The 17,984-nt window shown below is 63.1% G+C and carries 5 protein-coding genes and 1 pseudogene; all 6 read left to right on the top strand.

The window, feature by feature from the left end; translation table 11 throughout:
* The first annotated feature begins 75 nt into the window (after positions 1 to 75).
* The 6 genes and pseudogenes from ACP26L_RS20140 to ACP26L_RS20115 all read left to right on the top strand — a co-directional run bounded on the left by ACP26L_RS20140 (position 76) and on the right by ACP26L_RS20115 (position 17,886).
* Positions 76 to 3,372 carry a non-ribosomal peptide synthetase gene (locus tag ACP26L_RS20140; protein ID WP_426445770.1) on the top strand — a complete coding sequence of 1,099 codons (3,297 nt, stop codon included), beginning with the start codon at positions 76 to 78 and terminating at the stop codon, positions 3,370 to 3,372.
* A complete protein-coding gene (locus tag ACP26L_RS20135) occupies positions 3,369 to 8,018 on the top strand; it encodes a beta-ketoacyl synthase N-terminal-like domain-containing protein (protein ID WP_426445769.1) in 4,650 nt (1,549 codons plus the stop codon). Before ACP26L_RS20140 ends, ACP26L_RS20135 begins: the two co-directional genes overlap by 4 nt.
* Before the next feature lie 21 nt (positions 8,019 to 8,039).
* Entirely contained in the window at positions 8,040 to 9,302 is a 1,263-nt protein-coding gene (locus tag ACP26L_RS20130) for a MupA/Atu3671 family FMN-dependent luciferase-like monooxygenase (protein WP_426445767.1), read from the top strand.
* Entirely contained in the window at positions 9,286 to 13,950 is a 4,665-nt protein-coding gene (locus ACP26L_RS20125; protein WP_426445765.1) for an amino acid adenylation domain-containing protein, read from the top strand. The genes ACP26L_RS20130 and ACP26L_RS20125 overlap by 17 nt, the downstream gene beginning before the upstream one ends.
* A 51-nt stretch (positions 13,951 to 14,001) precedes the next feature.
* Positions 14,002 to 15,351: pseudogene (locus tag ACP26L_RS20120) on the top strand (condensation domain-containing protein); the annotation flags it as partial.
* Positions 15,352 to 15,414: 63 nt separating this feature from the next.
* Positions 15,415 to 17,886 (top strand): amino acid adenylation domain-containing protein, encoded by a 2,472-nt coding sequence (locus ACP26L_RS20115; RefSeq protein WP_426455021.1) that lies wholly within the window; start codon positions 15,415 to 15,417, stop codon positions 17,884 to 17,886.
* The last annotated feature ends 98 nt before the right edge of the window (positions 17,887 to 17,984 follow it).

Genomic DNA, 17,984 nt, shown 5'->3' with positions numbered 1-17,984 from the left:
CACTGCCTTCTACTAACATGTTGATCCCTACGCCGATAGCGGCAGAATGCCCAAGGAAAGATCAGGGAGGAGCACATGAACACCACCGTTTCACCGGAAATGTATTCGCTTACGAATGCGCAGCAGCGCGTATGGTTCATGCAGCAGCTGCATTCCCATTCCAGCTTGATGAACATCGGACTCTTGTTAAAACTTCGTGCCCCTGTACAGACCGGCCTGCTTGAGCAAGCCATATTGCTTTTTATTCGCGAGAATGAGTCGCTGCGGCTCGTGCTAACCCCACAGCACAGCGGAGATCCACGGCGCTATACGCCACGGCAGTATCTTCAGCACGCGCTGACTCCCTGCATCCCGGTTCTCGATTATCAAAAGGAGTCCGATCCCGCCGAAGCGGCGAGAGCCTGGGCCGCCGGGGATCTTCGTCTGCTCTTCAATCTGGATGACGGGTTCCTTACCCGGTTCACGATTCTGCGGATTGCTCCCTCCGAGACCTGGCTGTATATCAAAGCCCATCATATTCACGCGGACGGAGCCGCACTCACTTATGCCGGGCGCGAGATTGCCCGGATCTATCTGGAGCTCAGCCAGGGGGCGGACATCCCCTCCGAAGAGAAGCCCGTATACACCGATGCGGTGGAACGGGAGAGAAGTTATCTCGAATCCGGGCGGTATGAGCTCGATGCCCGTTTCTGGGAAGAGCAGTTCGAGGGCCAGCCGGAGCCCCTGTTCCCGGTGCCGGAATGGAGCGGCACCTCTCTGCAGAGCGGCCGATGGGAGACCGTGATCGGTCCCGGCCTCCGGTCGCAGATCGACCGCTTTTGCAGTGATGCCGGGATAACGGCCTATCACTTCTTTCTTGCAGCGGCGTATGTCTGGCTCTACCGGCTGACGGGCCGGCGGGATCTCACGCTCGGCGGCATCACATCGAACCGGACCCATCCGGCGGACAAAGCCACCTACGGGATGTTCGCGAATACCCTGGCCATCCGGCACCGGTCGGAGCCGGGGAGCAGCTTCATGGAGCACTGCCGGTCCGTATCCAGACAGTATACGCGACTGCTGCGCCATCAAAAGTATCCGTTCAATCACCTCGTTGCGAAATTGAGGGAAAAGCATCCGAACCTGGGGAAGGTCTATCAGGTGGGGATCGAGTTCCAGATGATGGACAGCGGGGAGGAGGAGGGGATCCCCTTCGACCTCGAGCCCCTCTTCAGCGGGATGCTCGATGAGGAGCTGGTCGTGCATATCAAAGATTATGGCGCGCAGCAGTCCTACGGCGTGATCCTGGAATACAAGCTCGCCACGTTCGAGCAAGAGCAGATAAAGGATTGGGGCGGCCGCTTCATGAGGCTGCTGGAAGCGGCTGCTGCCTATCCTTCGCTGCGGCTGGCGGAGCTGCCGGTCCTATCCGCTGAGGAGAGGCGGCGCATCCTGGTTGACTTCAATGCCTCACCGGATGAGTCTTCCGCAGACGACACGGTGATCGGGCTCTTCCGGGAGCAGGTCCGGCGCACGCCGGACGCTGCGGCGGTGGAGTGGGGCGGAGCGTGCGTGACCTACCGGGAACTGGCGGAGAGGTCGGAGCTGCTGGCGGGTGTGCTTCGGCATCACGGGCTGAAGCCGGAGGATACGGCGGCGCTGCTGCTCCCCCGGGGCGTGCAGCTGATCTCAGCGATGCTTGCCGTCATGACGGCCGGCGGGGCCTACCTGTCGGTTGATCCCGATTATCCCGAGGATCGGATTCGTTATATGCTGCAGGACTCTGGTGCGAGGCTGCTGATCTCGGATGAAGCGACGGTAGAGCGGCTTGCTTCTGACGGCATGCACGCATGGGGGGAAGGGACCCGAATCCTCACGCTGGAGGGGATGCTCAGCGGCATGGAAGCCTGCCAGGGCAGCCTTCTTCCCGAGCCTCCCGCCGGGTCGCTCGCCTATCTGATCTACACCTCCGGGACGACCGGGCAGCCCAAGGGCGTCGAGATCGAACACCGCGGGCTGGCTCACCTGATTGGAGCCGAGGGACGCGTAATGGGCTTATCGGGATCGACAAGAATGCTGCAGTTTGCCTCCAGCTCCTTCGACGCGTCCGTAGCCGAGATCTTCCCCGTTCTCTGCCATGGGGGCACGCTTGTGGTGGAGCCACGGGAAGCGCTGCTGCCCGGAGAACCGCTCCTGAGGCTGATCCGTGACAGCAAAGTAAATACCGCCTGCTTGACACCCTCCGTGCTGACCCAATTGGCGATGGAGCCTGACTGGCAGGAGTACGCCGCAGGCCTGCATACGGTAGTCACCGCCGGGGAAGCCTGCCCGGACGAACTGGCGGCCGCTTGGGGAGAGGGACGCAGGCTGATCAACGGCTACGGGCCTACGGAAGCCTCCGTCTGGGCGACGTACCAGGAGTACGAGGAAGAACGGCCGTTTCCTATCGGGAGGCCGTTCGGCAGGTCGCAGATCTATCTGCTGGACGAGAACCTGCAGCCCGTGCCGCCGGGGATCACCGGCGAGCTGTATATCGGCGGCCCGGCTCTGGCACGGGGATACCGGAACCGGCCGGAGCTGACCGCAGGGCGCTTCATACAGCTCGAGCTGGGGGAGGGCTTCAGCGGGCCGGTCCGGGCCTATCGGACAGGGGATCGGGCGAGATACAGCCCGGATGGCTGTATCGAGTACTGCGGCCGGACGGACCATCAGGTGAAGCTGCGGGGACACCGGGTGGAGCTCGAAGAAGTCGAAGCCGTACTGGAGGCGCACCCGCACGTGGTTCAGGCCTGTGTGACCGTAACACGGGAGGAGCCGGGGGGAGGTGAGGTTTTGTCCGCTTATATCGTAGGGGGCGGTTCGCCCAAGCCGGACACCGAAGTGCTGCGGGAATGGCTGCGGGAGAGGCTGCCCCGTTATATGGTGCCTCACCGGCTGCGGTTCCTCAGCGAGCTGCCGCTTACCGCGAGCGGCAAGGTGGACCGCGCGCGCTTGAGTGTACACACGGGGGAGGAGAAGCCTCCGGAAGAGGCTGCGCCCTTCGATGATGAGTTTCAATCGGCCTTGGCCGAGATCTGGAGGGAAGCACTCGGGTGCAGCTCCCTTAGACTGACGGATAACTTCTTTGATCGGGGAGGGGACTCCTTCCGTCTGCTTCACCTGCACCGCCGGGTCCGGGAGAAGTGGGGCTTCTCACTCTCCGTTCCGGACCTGTTCCGGTACCCGACGATTCAGTCCCTGGCCCTGCATCTGGCCGTGCTGAAAAACGGCGCAGCCCCTGTGGAGGAGGCTCCGGAACGGCGGGAGAACCTCACGGCTCCAGGGCTGACAGTAACCCGCAAAGCCGAAATGGAGAGACAGAAACGACTTCGAAGGAAGGGAAGAGAACAATGACCGAAGAGCATAAAGAGCCGGCCGTCCACGGCGTGGCCATAATCGGGGCGGCCGGAAGGTTCCCCGGGGCATCGACCTTGGAGCAGTTCTGGGACAATCTGGTCTCCGGGCGGGAGTCCGTCACCTTCTTCAAGGAGCCGCAGGAGGGACGCATCCATGCGGCGGGAGTGCTGGAGCAGGCGGCCGCGTTTGACGCGGCGTTCTTCGGCATGTCCCCCCGCGAGGCGGAAATGACGGACCCGCAGCACCGGGTGTTCCTCGAATGCGCCTACGAGGCGCTGGAGTCTGCCGGCTATCCGCCTGAACGCTGTACAGGGAAGGTCGGCGTCTATGCGGGTAGCGGCCAATCGGGCTACCTGAAGCATGTGGAGAGCCATCCGGAGCTCGTCGAAGCGCTGGGCTCGTTCCAGAGCGCGATCGGCAGCGGACCGGACTTCCTCACGACCCGGGTATCGTACAAGCTGAATCTGCGGGGGCCGAGCATCGCCGTTCAGACGGCGTGCTCCTCTTCGCTGGTCGCCGTGCATCTGGCCTGCCAGGCCCTGCTCACCTACGAATGCGACATGGCGCTGGCGGGCGGCGTATCCGTCAAGGCTGACCAGACGGAAGGGTACGATTATCAGGAGGGCGGCATTCTCGCGCCGGACGGGCACTGCCGGGCGTTCGACGCGGAGGCCCGGGGGACCGTGGTGGGCAGCGGCGGCGGAGCCGTGCTGCTGAAGCGCCTGGAGGACGCGCTGAGCGACGGGGATACCGTGCTGGCCGTCATCCGGGGAACCGCGGTCAATAACGACGGATCGAACAAAATCGGATACACGGCGCCCAGCATCGGGCTGCAGAGCGAGGTGATCCGTGAGGCGCTGCTGGTGGCCGAGGTGGACGCCTCCACGGTCACTTATGTCGAAGCCCATGGCACGGGTACGGCTCTCGGTGACCCGGTCGAGGTCGCCGCTTTGACCGACGCTTACCGCACCCATACGGACCGGCGCCAGTACTGTGCCTTGGGTTCGGTAAAGACGAACCTGGGCCATCTCGACAGTGCGGCCGGCATCGCCGGGCTGATCAAGACGGTCCTCTGCCTGAAGCACCGGACACTTCCGCCAAGCCTCCACTTCCGGGAGGCGAATCCGGAGCTTGCTCTGGAGAGTTCTCCTTTCTATGTGAACAGTGAGCTTAGGCCATGGCAGCCTGGAGAAGGCCGTCCGCTCCGCGCAGGCGTCAGCTCGTTCGGGATGGGCGGCACGAATGCGCATGTTGTCCTCGAAGAGGCGCCCGGCCCAGGCAGGCGTGCCGAGAAGGAGGCGTCCGGGGCGGAGCCGCACCTGTTCGTGATCTCTGCCCGTACGGAGGGAGCCCTTCGCCAGAGAACGCAGGACTTGATTGGCTTCCTGAAGCGTGACGGGGAAGCCGGGCTGCCGGACATTGCATATACACTCGCAGCGGGCAGAGCCGCCTTCGGGCAGCGCAACGCCGTGACTGCATCCACACGCGACGAGCTCCTGGCCCTGCTCAGCGACAGCCTGTCTGCTTCTCCACGCAGCGGGAGCGGAGAGGGGGCTGCCGGGGGGGACACCGGCGTGATCTTCCTCTTCTCCGGTCAGGGGACCCAGCATCCCGGCATGGGGGCGGACCTGTACCGGTATGCGCCGGTGTTTCGTCAGCTCCTTGACCGCTGTGCAGAGCTGGCCCAAGCCTATACCGGCGCTGACTTCCGCGAGCTGCTTTTACCGGCACCGGACCAAGCGGACCGGGCCGCTGCCGAGCTGCGCCAGACGGTTCATGCCCAGCCGGCGCTCTTCAGCCTGGAATATGCCCTCGCCAAGCAGCTCGAAGCCTGGGGCATCCGCCCGAGGGCGATGATCGGCCACAGCATCGGCGAGTTCACCGCCGCCTGCATGGCGGAAGTCATGTCCCTCGAGGATGCCGTAAGAGTGGTTTGCGCGCGGGCGCAGCTGATGCAGCAGCTGGAGAGAGGGGCGATGACCGCCTGCCAGCTGCCGGAGGAGAGCCTATTGACCGCCGCCGCTTCTGCAGGGGTACGGATCTCCATTGCAGCAGTGAATATGCCGGAGTCCTGCGTGGCGGCAGGCAGCATCGAGGATATGGAGCGCCTGGAGGCTTATTTGGGTGCAGATGGGGTTGCATTCAAGCGGCTGCAGACTTCGCATGCCTTTCACTCCCATATGATGGAGGACTGCCTGGATGCCTTCGCCGAGACAATGAAGAGCATCCGGCTCCAAGCTCCCCGGCTGCCCTATATCTCCAACGTAACGGGGACATGGATCGCGCCGGAGGATGCGGTCGATCCGCGGTACTGGGGACTGCATCTGCGACGGACCGTCCGCTTCGCCGAAGGCATCGCCTCCCTTGCCGGCAGCTTCGAGGGGGCCGTATACCTCGAGGTAGGTCCGGGACAGGCCTTGGCTTCGATGGTCAAGAGAATTCTTGGCACGGATGCCGGGCGTCATGCCGGAATTTATTCCGCGCTGCCCTCCGCTGCATCGGGCCAGTCTTCCTACGCGAGCCTGCTGCAGGCCGTCGGCGCGTTGTGGTGTGCCGGAGCTGCGGACCCGGCGGCGCTCTACCGTGACCGGCAAGGCCGCCGGGTTCCCCTGCCCACTTATCCATACGAACGCCAGACCTACTATCTGCCGAAGAGGGAATCAGCGGAGACCGAGGCCAAGACGGCGGGAGCAGACCGGAGACCGATGGAAGAATGGTTCTATGCACCGGTCTGGAAGATGACCCCGCTTCAGGCAGGCCGGACCGCCGGTGACACGGTGCAGCTGCCGCTGTATCTGCTGTTTGCCGATCGGGGAGGACTTGCCGGGGCGCTTCGGGAGGAGCTCGTCCACCAGGGGGGCGAAGCCGTCCTCGTCGAAAGTGGAGAAGGGCATGACGGCAAAGACCGGTTCGTGCTCGCGTCGGACGGAGCGCAGGCGTATGAAGATCTCCTGCGCAGAGTTCGCTCGGCCTTCGGAAGGCTGCCGGACAAAATCGTGCACCTTTGGAACACGGATGCACCGCCTGAGGAGAACGCATCCTCCCTTAAGGATGATTACCAGGCAGCCCAGAGCAGCGGGCTGCACAGTCTGATCTCCCTGGCGCAGGCGCTGGGGATGCAGGAAGCCGTTCAGCCGGTGGAGCTCATTGCGGTGACATCCCGGCTGCTGCAGGTGGCCCACGAGCCGGTCATTCGCCCGGAGCGGGCCGCGCTGCTGGGCGCCCTGCGGGTGATGCCGCAGGAGTATGGGCAGCTCCGCACCCGGCTGATCGATGTCGAGCCCGGCGGGGCAGCAGGCCTCCATCGCCCAGATAGCGCCCTCGGGCGGAAGCTTCTTCAGCAGCTGGCCCATGAGATCGTTGCAGATGCGTCCGACTTTGTGACGGCTTACCGGGGACCCTTCCGCTATACCCCTTCCTATGAGGAAGTGAGACTTCCCGGAATCGGAGAACACAGAGGTTTGTTCCACAGCGGAGGTGTCTATCTGGTTACCGGGGCGGCAGGCGGCATGGGACTGCCGGTCTGTGAAGCGGTTGCCCGGGAAGTCCAGGCGTCCTTCATCCTGCTCGGAGACCCGTCCTTTCCGCCGCCGGAAGCATGGGATTCATGCCTGGAGGATGCATCGGTCCCCGCAGGCACCAAGGACGTCATTACCCGGATCCGGGCCTTGGAATCGTCCGGCTCCCGCATCCTGTATGCTGCGCCGGATCTGACGGATGAGAGCCAAACGGACCTCGTCCTGCAGCTGGCGGAAGCCCGGTTCGGGCGCATCGACGGAGTGCTGTTTGCATCCGAGCCTTACAGCTCCGGTTTGATGCAGTGGAAGGACCCTGCACAGACCGTAGAGATCCTGGCCCCGCACGTGCTTGGACTGACGGTGCTTTCCTCCCTGCTGCGGGACCGGGCCGGATTCATAGTACTCTTCTCGCGGACGATCTCGATTACGGGGGGCATCGGGCAGCTGGATTTGTGCGCCTACGGCTCCTTCCTGGATGCCTGGGCGAGAGCCCAGTCGGCAGCCGGTCTGCCGGTGGTCTCCATCAGCTGGAGCATGTGGCAGGAGGATGTCTGGCTGGAGCGGATGGCCGGCATTCCGCAGGGGATCCGGGAGAAGCTGGAGAACCTGCAGTCGGCCTTCGGCCTCTCCGCTTGGGAAGGGCTTCGGGCCATCGAAGGGCTGACCGCCGCCGGACTGCCCCAGGCGGTCGTGTCCACACAGCACTTTGAGGAGGCAAGGAAATCCTGGGCATCCCTTCACGAGCCGGGAAGGGCAGCGGCCCCTGCCGCCCCATTACCGGAGGAGCCTGCCGAACGAACTGCGCCAAGAAATGAGGTGGAACGGACGCTCGCCGGGATGTGGGAGACGATGTTCGGCGTCAGCGGCATCGGGATTCATCAGAATTTCTTCGAACTCGGAGGCAATTCCCTGCACTCGATCCAGCTCGTAGCTCGGCTGCGGCAGACCTTCCACGGCGGAATTCCCATGGACATTCTGTTCCAGTCGCCGACGATTGCCGAGCTGGCTGAGGCGGTTGCATCGACGCAGGCGGACCGGGAGCAGCTGGAGGAGATCGAACGCCTGCTGAGGGAAGTCGAATCGATGTCGCAGGAAGAGCTGATACAGGCACTGGAGAAAGCTTAGTCGACAAGGAGGGGATACGCTATGACCAGCAGCCTGCAGGACAGATGGGCAGCCTTGTCGCCCGCGCAGCGTGAACTGCTCGCCCGGAGGTTCAAGGAACAGGGACTGGAAGCCGTGCCGCTGGATGACCGGCGGCAGTCGGGCCAAGGGGGCCGCCCGACGGGGGCGGAACCGGCCTTCGTGCCGAAAAGGAGCCGGAGGGAGGAGACGATGGACTTCAGCCTATTCTTCTTCTCCGGCGACGGATCTACGGAAGAGGGGCAGAAGTACCGGCTGCTGCTTGAGAGCGCAGCTTACGCGGACGAGCACGGGTTTGCCGCCGTGTGGACGCCCGAGCGGCACTTCGAGGATTTCGGGGGGCTGTACCCGAACCCGTCGGTACTGAGTGCGGCGCTGGCGGTGCTGACCCGCAGGGTGGAGATCCGGGCCGGCAGCGTCGTGCTGCCGCTTCACCACCCGATCCGGTTCACGGAGGAATGGGCCGTCGTCGACAATCTGTCCGGCGGCCGCGTCTCCGTCGCCTTCGCGACGGGATGGCACCCGGCGGATTTTCTGCTCGCCCCCGTGCAGACTCCCGAATACTACGCGGACCGCAAAGGGGAGATGCTCCGGGCGATCGGCGAGGTCCGGCGCCTGTGGAACGGCGAGACGCTGGAGTATACGGACGCTGCGGGGGCGGTTCATGCCGTGCGGACGCTGCCTAGGCCGGTCCGTGCTCCGCTGGATGTGTGGATCGCGACCAACGGCAGTACGGAGACGTACCGGGAGGCGGGCCGGATCGGTGCCCACATCCTGACCGGGATCACCGGCAGCAAGTTCGCCGAGCTCGAGGAGAAGATTGCGATGTACCGCGAGACGCTTCGCGAATCCGGCTATGATCCGGATTCGAGGAAGGTCGCGCTCATGCTGCATACCTGCCTCGGGGAGAGCAATGAAGTGGTCAAGAGCAAGGTGGCCGCTCCGCTGAAGGCCTATCTCAAGACGTTTATCAGCCAGCAGCGGAACATCCTGAACGATTACGCGACCCTGTCGGAAGCGGATCTGGAGGTGATTGTCTCCCGGGCGTTCGAGCTGTACTACGAGGAAAGCGGGCTGCTGGGCACCCCGGACAAGTGCGCGAAGCTGGTGGAGACGCTCAGGGATATCGGCGTCAATGAGATCGCGTGCCTGATCGACTTCGGGGTGGATCATGCCGCCGTCCGTGAGAGCCTGGAGCATTTGAGCGGATTGAAGGAGCGATTTTCTATAAAGGAGAAGAGGATACAGGATGAAATCGATTCATGACCGGATCAAAGAGCTGTCACCGGAGCACCGGGCCTTATTCGAACGGAAGCTGAAGGAGCAGCAGCTCGACGCCGCGAAGCTTCCCGGCCTGCAGCCTGCCATTCCAAGACGCAATCATAACCGGCCCAGCCCCTTGTCCTTCGACCAGGAGCGGCTGTGGTTTTTCAACCGGATGCATCCGGAGTCGTTTACTTACAATGTGTACGGCGCCGCACGCCTGAAGGGGATGCTTCATCTGTGGGCTCTGGAGCAGGGGATCAACGAGATTGTCCGGCGGCATGAGGCGTGGCGGACGGTCTTCGACCGGGTGGATCCGCTGCAGCGGGTGCTTCCCGAGCTGCAGGTTACTGTCCCTGTGGCGGATCTGTCCTCCTATCCGGTGGAAGAACGGGAGGCGCGTGCACAGGAAGGGCTCCGGGAGGAAGTGCAGCAGCTGTTCGATCTCGAGAAGGGGCCGCTGATCCGTTTCAAGCTCTTTATCCTCTCGGACACGGAATCCATGCTGGCGCTTACGATTCATCACATTGTCATTGACCGGATCACCTTCAGCATCTTCTTCGAGGAACTGATGGTCCACTACAAGGCGGCCCTGGAAGGGCGGACCGCCGAGCTGGCGGAGCTGCCGGTCCAGTATGCGGATTACGCGGAGTGGCAGCGGGAGTACCTGCAGGGAGAGAATAGGGAGCGGCTCCTGAGCTTCTGGAAGGAGCAGCTGAAGGACTGCGATACGATCCTGGACATCGAGACGGATTTTCCGCGGCCGCCGGCCATGACGTACCGGGGAGCGAGGGTGTTCCTGCGCACGCCGCAAGACATCTTGAACCGGCTGAAGGGGATCGCCAAGGGGGAGAACGCCACCGCCTTCATGATCCTGATGGCCGCCTTTCAGACGCTCCTCTTCCGGTACACGGGACAGGACGATATTCTCGTCGGCACGCCTCTGGCGAACCGTTCCCGTGTGGAGCTCGAGCGGGTAATGGGGTATTTCCTGACGATGGGCACCCTTCGCAGCCGGATGGACGGGCGCATGAATTTCCTGGAGCTGCTCCGCAGCGTGCGGGAGACGGCGCTGGCCGTGTACAAGCATGGGGATATGCCGATCGGCCTGCTGCTCGATGAGCTGCGCATTCCCGCCGATCCGAGCCGCAATCCACTGGTGCAGGCGGTGTTCGTCTACGTGGATGTGCCGGAAGAGAAATTCACGCTCCCGGGTCTTGAGGTCAGTACGGAGATGATCGACGGGGAGACGGCCAAATACGATGTGACGATCGGGTTGTCGGAGACGGAGCACGGGCTCGAAGGCTTCCTGGAATATTCGCCGGATTTGTTCCGCAAAGAAACCTTCGAACAGATGGCGGCTCATTGGGACCGCCTGCTGCGGAGCATCGCTGAACATCCGGAGCGGCCGCTCTGTGAGCTGGCCATGCTGGGGGAGGAGGAGCTCAAGGAGCTGACGGAAAACCGGCAGCGGAAAGCACGCGTGCCGGCGGCGGTCTGCCTGCACCACCGGTTCGAAGAGCAGGCGGCGCTGCATCCGGACCGGACCGCTGTCATCGACGGGGAGGTCTCGCTGACCTATGCGGAGCTGAACCGGAGGGCGAACCAGGTGGCTCACACCCTGAAGCGGTCGGGCGTCGGGGCCGAAACCCTGGTCGGCCTGCTCGTGAAGCGGTCTGCTCAGATGATCGCCGCCATCCTGGGCATTCTCAAGGCCGGCGGCGCGTACGTCGCGATGGATCCGGATTTTCCGCAGGAGCGGGTCTCGGGGATTGTTAACGGTTCGGGGATGCGGTATGCGGTGACGGACGACGCGGTCCGTCTCACTCACCCTACGCTCAGCTTCGTCCTGGAGCTGGATGGCGACTGGTCCTCAATCGATGCGGAGGAAGGCGGCAACCCGCCATCCGCCGCGGAGGGCGGCACACTCGCCTACGTGCTGTATACCTCAGGCTCCACGGGTGCCCCGAAGGGAGTGGCCATGGAGCACGCGGGCATCTGCAACGCGGTCGAGGAAGCGATGGGGCTGTTCGAACTGAAGGGCGCCCAGGACGGCGTGATGCTTCAGTTCGCCTCCCCGACGTTCGATGCGTCGGTCCTGGAGATGTTCTGCCCGCTCTCCTCCGGTGCTGCGCTGTGCCTCGTCTCCCCGGAAGCCCGCGCAGGGGGAGAAGCGCTGAGGGGGCTGCTTGAGCGGCACCGGGTGACAGCGGTCCTGTTGACGCCTCCGATCCTGTCCACCCTGAAGCCTACGGAGCTGCCGGCGGCACTGCGTACGGTTGCTGCCGGAGGTGAAGTGATTTCCTTCGATGTGAGCGGATGGCTGCTTGACGGAAGACGGATGCTCAATCTGTACGGACCGACCGAAACGGCCGTGTTCGTGACGGCCCACGAATTCACGCCGGAGGGCAAGCTGCACTGCATCGGTTCGCCGATCGCCAATACGCAGGTATACATTCTGGACGCACAGATGCAGCCCGTTCCGGAGGGCGTCAGGGGCGAGATGTATGTCGGCGGAGCCAATCTGGCCCGCGGGTATCTGGGGCTCGCGGAGGAGACCTCGAAGCGGTTCCCCGCTAACCCGTTCGGTGGCGGACGGCTGTACCGCACCGGCGATTATGCCAAATGGCTGCCGGACGGCACGATCGCCTATCTCGGTCGGAGGGACGACCAGCTCAAGATCAACGGCATCCGGGTGGAGAGAGGCGAGATCGAATGGATGCTGCAGCAGCATCCCCGCGTCATCAAGGCTGCCGTGGCCCCGTACCGGCGGTCTTCGGGCGGTACAGGGCTGTGTGCGTACTACACTTCCTACACGGAAATCGGCAGCGAGGAGCTCCGGGCGCTGTTGTTCGAGCGGCTGCCCTCCTACATGATTCCGGCCCATTATATCCGTGTGGAGCAGTTCCCGCTGACCACCAGCGGCAAGCTGGATCTGAAGCGCCTGCCGGAGCCTGCAGCGCTGGACCGGAATGCGGCTGCGTACGTTCCGCCGGAAAACGAGCTCGAGAAGCTCATGGCCTCCGTCTGGGAAGAGGTGCTGGGTGCACCGGACGTCGGCCTCCACGACAACTTTTTCTCGCTCGGGGGCGACTCGATCATGGCGATCGGCATTGCTTCCCGCCTGTACAAGTCGGGGTGGGAGATCGACATGAAGCAGCTCTTCATCCATCCGGTGCTGAAGGATCTCATCGCCCATATCCAGCCCGTCACGTCCTACGCCGATCAGCTCCCCGTCACCGGAGCGATCGCGGAGACGCCGATCACAAGCTGGTTCTTCGAGGAAGCGTTCGCCGAACCGGACCACTGGAATCAGGCGGTCATCATCCGGCGTGCGGACGGATTCGATGAGAATGCCCTGCGGCAGGCGATGATCAAGCTCGCCGAGCATCACGACATCCTGCGCTGTACCGTCCTCTCGAAGTGGGACAGGGGAGGGCCGGGGTTGTACAACCGGCCGGTGGAGGAATGGGAGCCGGAGCTTCATGTCATCCGGCTGCTCGGCAACCTGCCTCCAGAGCAGGAATTGGCCGTCCATGCCAACCGCCTGCACGAAAGCATGCAGCTCGAGCAGGGCTCTTTGTGGAAGGCGGCTCTGTTCCGTGCGGAGGACGGGGATCATCTCCTGTTGGTGGCCCATCACCTCGTCATGGACTGGGTCTCCTGGCGGATTCTGCTGGAGGATTTGGATGCGGTTTACGGACAGGCCGCAGAGGGCCGGGAGATCTGTCTGCCGGCCAAGACCGATTCCTTCCAGCGCTGGGCCCGGGAGCTGCAGAAGTATGCGAGAAGCAGTGAGCTGCTCAGGCAGATTCCTTATTGGAAGTCGGTGGAGGAAATTCCCTGCCGGCCGATCCCGGAGGATTACACAGGGATCGAGAATCTGGCCATAGATGAGCGCACGCTCAGCGCCCGGCTGACCGGGGAGGAGACCGAGGCTCTGCTGAAGGGGGTCCACCATGCTTACAAAACGGAGATCAACGACATTCTGCTGACGGCCGCCGGGCTCACCCTCAAGGAATGGACGGCATCCGGCCGGATTACGCTGGGGATGGAAGGGCACGGCAGGGAGCCGATCATCAAGGGCGTCAATGTGAACCGGACGGTCGGCTGGTTCACCTCGCAGTATCCAGTTGTGCTCGAGATCAGCCGGGAAGACGACCTATCCTACAGCATCCGGTCGGTCAAAGAACAGCTTCGTCAGGTGCCTAAGGGCGGTGTCGGCTATGGGATTCTCAAATATTTGACGCCCGACGAGCTGAAAGAAGGACTGGAGTGCCGGCTCCGGCCGCAGGTTTGCTTTAATTACCTGGGGCAGATCGGCCGGGACCTGCAGCGGGAGCACTTCGGCGCATCGGCGCTGCCAACCGGCCGGCTCACTTCACTGGAGTCCGAACGGACGGCGGTTGTGCTTATCACCGCTTATGTGCAAGAAGGCTGCCTGCACCTGCTTATGGATTACAACCGCCGGATTCACAAGGAAGAGACGATCGCAGCCCTGCTGGAGAAGCTAAGAGAGAACCTGCTGGCGGTCATCCGCCACTGCTCCGTGAAGCCGCACAGCGAGGAGACGCCGAGCGATCTCGGATACGCGTCCCTGTCCCTGGAAGAGCTGGATGGACTCTATGATCTTGTCGAATCCATTGAATAATGATTCACGGGGGCTGCAGGAGGCTGTCCCCGCAGAGAACAGGAGGCTGCGATGAAACCGAGGGATAAGATCAAGCGAATCGATCCGCTGACTCCGACGCAGGAAGGGATGTTCTATACCTCGCTGGCGGATAAGGAATCCCGGCTGTATTTTGTGGAGATTGAATTGAACCTGCTCGGGGAGCTGGATGTGCCGCTCCTCGAACGGAGCATGAACGAGCTGATCCGGCGCTACGACAGCTTGAGAACGGTCTTCGTCCAGCAGAACATGGCGCGCCCGGTACAGGTGGTGCTCCATTAGCGGCAGTTCCGCCTGCATTACGAGGATCTCGCGGAACTCGGGGCGGAGGAGCAGGAGCGCTTCCTGGCGCAGTGGAAGCAGGCGAACAAGGACCGCGACTTCGATCTGGCGAAGGATCTACTCCTTCGAATAACCGTCTTCCGGACGGGGGAGGCCGCTTACCGGTTCATCTTCAACAACCACCATATCATCATGGACGGCTGGTCGTTCTCCAATCTCTTCCGCGACCTACTGGAGGGATACCGCCTGCTGAGACAAGGCCAGGACATCCCGCTGCGCGAAGAAGTCCCGTACCGGCTCTATCTGGATTGGCTCCAGGAACGGCCCAGGGAAGCCTCGCTCCGTTATTGGAAGACCTATTTCGAAGGGTACCGGGCGGCCGAGGCGCTTCCCGCCGCCCCACAGGGCATCCTGAGATCCTCCGGCGCTGCAGCGGTCAAGGAGGTGCTGTTCGAGCTCGGCGCAGAGCGCAGCCGGGGACTCGAAGGGCTCGCACGCCGGCATGAGGTGACGGTCAACAGCGTCTTCCAAACCGTGTGGGCGCTGGTCATGAGGCGGTACACCCGCTCTGACGATATCGTATTCGGCTCGATCGTCTCCGGGCGGACGGCCCCGATCGAGGGGATTGAGCGGATGGTCGGACTCCTCATCAATACGATTCCGGTGCGGATCCGGTTGAACCCGGACGCAGCATTTGCCGAATGCCTGAAAGGAGTGCAGCAGCGTGCGCTGGAGTCGATGCCGCATGATTATGTCTCCTACCGGGACATCATGCAGGAAACGGATCTGAAGCATGCCCGGATCGATCACTTTCTCGTATTCGAGAACTTCCCGGTCGACCGCGAGTCTCTGAACCCGGAGGAATCCCGCAGGCATCTTGGCTTTGAGATCTCGGCGATTCATACGGAGGAAATCAATTATCACCTAACCGTTCATATTTATCCCGAGGAAGGACAGATCAAATTCAGCTATCATCCCGGGCTGCATGAGGATTGGTTTATCGAACAGCTGAAGGCGCAGCTGCTGCACACAATAGATGCGGCGGTGCTGCAGGAGCACGATCCCGTGAGTCGGATCGGCATTCTGACTCCGCGAGAGGAAGCAAGGCTGCTCCGGTCCTTCTTCCGTGAGCCTGTACCGGCGGAGGAGGCGAAGCCGCTGCATATGCTCTTCGACGAGCAGGTCCGCCGCACGCCGGACCTCCCGGCGCTGATCTTCGAAGGCAGGGGCGTGACCTACCGCGAGCTTCAGCAGCGGGCGGACCGGCTGGCCCTCCGTCTGCGAAGTGCAGGGGTGCGGTCCGAGGAGATCGTGGGCCTTCGTGCCGTGCGGTCTCCTGATCTGGTCGCCGGCATGCTGGCCGTCTGGAAGGCGGGCGGGGCTTTCGTCCCCATCGACCCGGATTATCCGGAAGAGCGCCAGCGGTATATGCTGGACGACAGCGGGGCGAAGCTGCTGCTGTCCGGCGGCGGCCTGTCCGGCAGCGATTGGAACGGCGTGACCCTGCTCCTGGAAGAGTCCTTGGAGGTAAGCGAAGAGGCGGAGGAGCTCCCGCCGCACAGTCGTCTCGGCGATCTGGCCTATGTGATCTACACCTCCGGCACGACCGGCCGTCCCAAAGGAGTGATGATCGAGCATCGGGGCGCCGTGAATACGATGCTGTGGCGCCGGAGGGAATTCGGCTTCCGTCCGGAGGACCGGGTGCTGCAGGTCTACTCCTTTGCCTTCGATGCGTTCCTGTCGTGTTTGCTCCCGCCCCTGCTCTCGGGCGCGGCGGTCGTGCTGGCGCCGGACCGGGCGGCGAAGGACCCGCTTGCGCTTCGCAAGCTGATTAAGGAACAGGGAGTGACCCATATCGAATGTGTGCCGAGCCTGTATGCCGTGCTGCTGGAATGCCTCGGGGAGGAAGAGGCGTCCTCGCTCCGGGTTGTTACCCTGGGCGGGGAGAAGCTGCCGCAGCGGCTGGTGGAGCGCAGCAGAGAGGTGTTCCCGCACATCGAGCTTGCCGACGAATACGGCCCTACGGAGAACAGCATCATTACGACCTGCGAGCGGCACATCGCGCCCGGCGGGAAGCTCTCCATCGGCCGGCCGATTCCCGGCGCCCGGATCTATATCCTGGATGAGCAGCTCAGGCTGCTGCCGGTCGGCGTGAAGGGGGACCTGTGGATCGCCGGAGCGGGGCTGGCCCGGGGGTATCTGAACCGGTCGGACTTGACGGCGGAAGCATTCGCCGCAGACCCGTTCCAATCGGGGGAGCGCATGTACCGCTCCGGGGATACCGCCCGGTGGCTGCCGGACGGCCGGCTGGAGTATACGGGACGCGGGGACGATCAGGTCAAAATCCGGGGGTACCGCATCGAGCCAGGTGAGATCGAAGAAGTGCTGCGGGCCAGCCGCCATGTCAGGGACGCGGCGGTAACCGCCTATGAGGCTGCCCCCGAGGACAAGCGGCTATGCGCCTATTACGTGCCGGCGGATGGCTCCGCAGCTGACGGCGAAGAACAGCTGCGGGACCACTGCTCTGCCCGGCTGCCGGTGTATATGATTCCCGCCCATTTCATCCGGCTGGACGCAATGCCGCTGTCGGCGAACGGCAAAATTGACCGCCATGCGCTTCCACAGCCCGAAGGGCTGCTCATCGAGCGGAAGAACACCGCCGCTAAGAACCAGTGGGAGCACCGCCTGTCGGCTCTCTGCCAGGAGCTGCTGGACCGGCGGATCGGGGTGACCGACGATTTTTTCGAAGCGGGGGGCACTTCCCTGAAGGCGATGATGCTCGTCTCCCGGATCCATCAGGATTTCGGTGTGGAGCTGCCGCTGGCGGTCATGATGGAATCGCCTTCTCCCCGGGGGATGGCTTCCTACTTGATGGGCCGGTACAAAACCGAGCCCAAGGCCATCATGCTCATGAATAAGAAGGACCGCACGCCGCTGTTCTGTTTTACACCGATGGGCGGGCTTGGCATGATCTATCATGAGCTCGGCCGGCAGCTGCAGGACATCTCGGTCTATTCCATCGATTATATCGACCATCCGCACCATATGGAGCATTATGTAGAGCTGATCACCGGCGTCCAGCGTGAAGGGCCCTATGTCCTGCTCGGCTATTCCTCCGGGGGGCACCTGGCTTTCGAGGCGGTCAAGGCGCTGGAGGCGGCCGGACATCCGGTGTCGCGCCTGATCCTGCTCGACTGCTACCGCAAGAAGGACGCGGGCATGCCGTCGGAAGAAGATCTCGAGCTGCTCTGCCGGCATTATATGAAGCATCCGGTGTTTCAGGATTATCAGTTCAAGGAGAAAGATAAAGACCGGCTGAAGGGGTTCCTCACGTACTTTTACATGCTCGAGAACAGCGGAAGCGTGCACGCCGACATTCATCTGCTCCGCTCGACCGTGCCGGTCGAAGGGGACTATGACCGGGAGTACGCCCATTGGCAAACGGCGACGACCGGAAGCGTGAGGGAATACCAGGGCCTCGGCGGACATGATACGATGCTGAACAAAGAACATGTGGAAGGCAACGCGGAGATCATCCGGGGAATTACCCTGGGAAGCAAAGCAGGGGGAAGCATTGCAGAGGGAAGCTCGGCGGTACGCATGGGAGAAGGGCGGCTCGTTCCCGGGATCGGTTAGATAGGGAATGAGATGTGCCAGGCCGCTGTTCACGAAGCGCCGGCGCAGGGCTTGGCCTGATGCATGGGGCCAAGGCGGAACGGCTGCGCTTTGCAGAC

Source organism: Paenibacillus sp. S-38, from assembly GCF_049942825.1.
Classification (GTDB): Bacteria; Bacillota; Bacilli; order Paenibacillales; family NBRC-103111; genus Paenibacillus_G.
The sequence above is the reverse complement of the archived record's forward strand: the minus strand, read 5'-3'. Positions and strand labels throughout refer to the sequence as shown.

Excerpts from the sequence above, each read along its gene's own strand:
- ACP26L_RS20140 (WP_426445770.1), top strand. The coding sequence starts at position 76 with ATGAACACCACCGTTTCACCGGAAATGTATTCGCTTACGAATGCGCAG.
- ACP26L_RS20135 (WP_426445769.1), top strand. The coding sequence starts at position 3,369 with ATGACCGAAGAGCATAAAGAGCCGGCCGTCCACGGCGTGGCCATAATC.
- ACP26L_RS20115 (WP_426455021.1), top strand. The coding sequence starts at position 15,415 with ATGCTCTTCGACGAGCAGGTCCGCCGCACGCCGGACCTCCCGGCGCTG.
- ACP26L_RS20130 (WP_426445767.1), top strand. The coding sequence starts at position 8,040 with ATGACCAGCAGCCTGCAGGACAGATGGGCAGCCTTGTCGCCCGCGCAG.
- ACP26L_RS20125 (WP_426445765.1), top strand. The coding sequence starts at position 9,286 with ATGAAATCGATTCATGACCGGATCAAAGAGCTGTCACCGGAGCACCGG.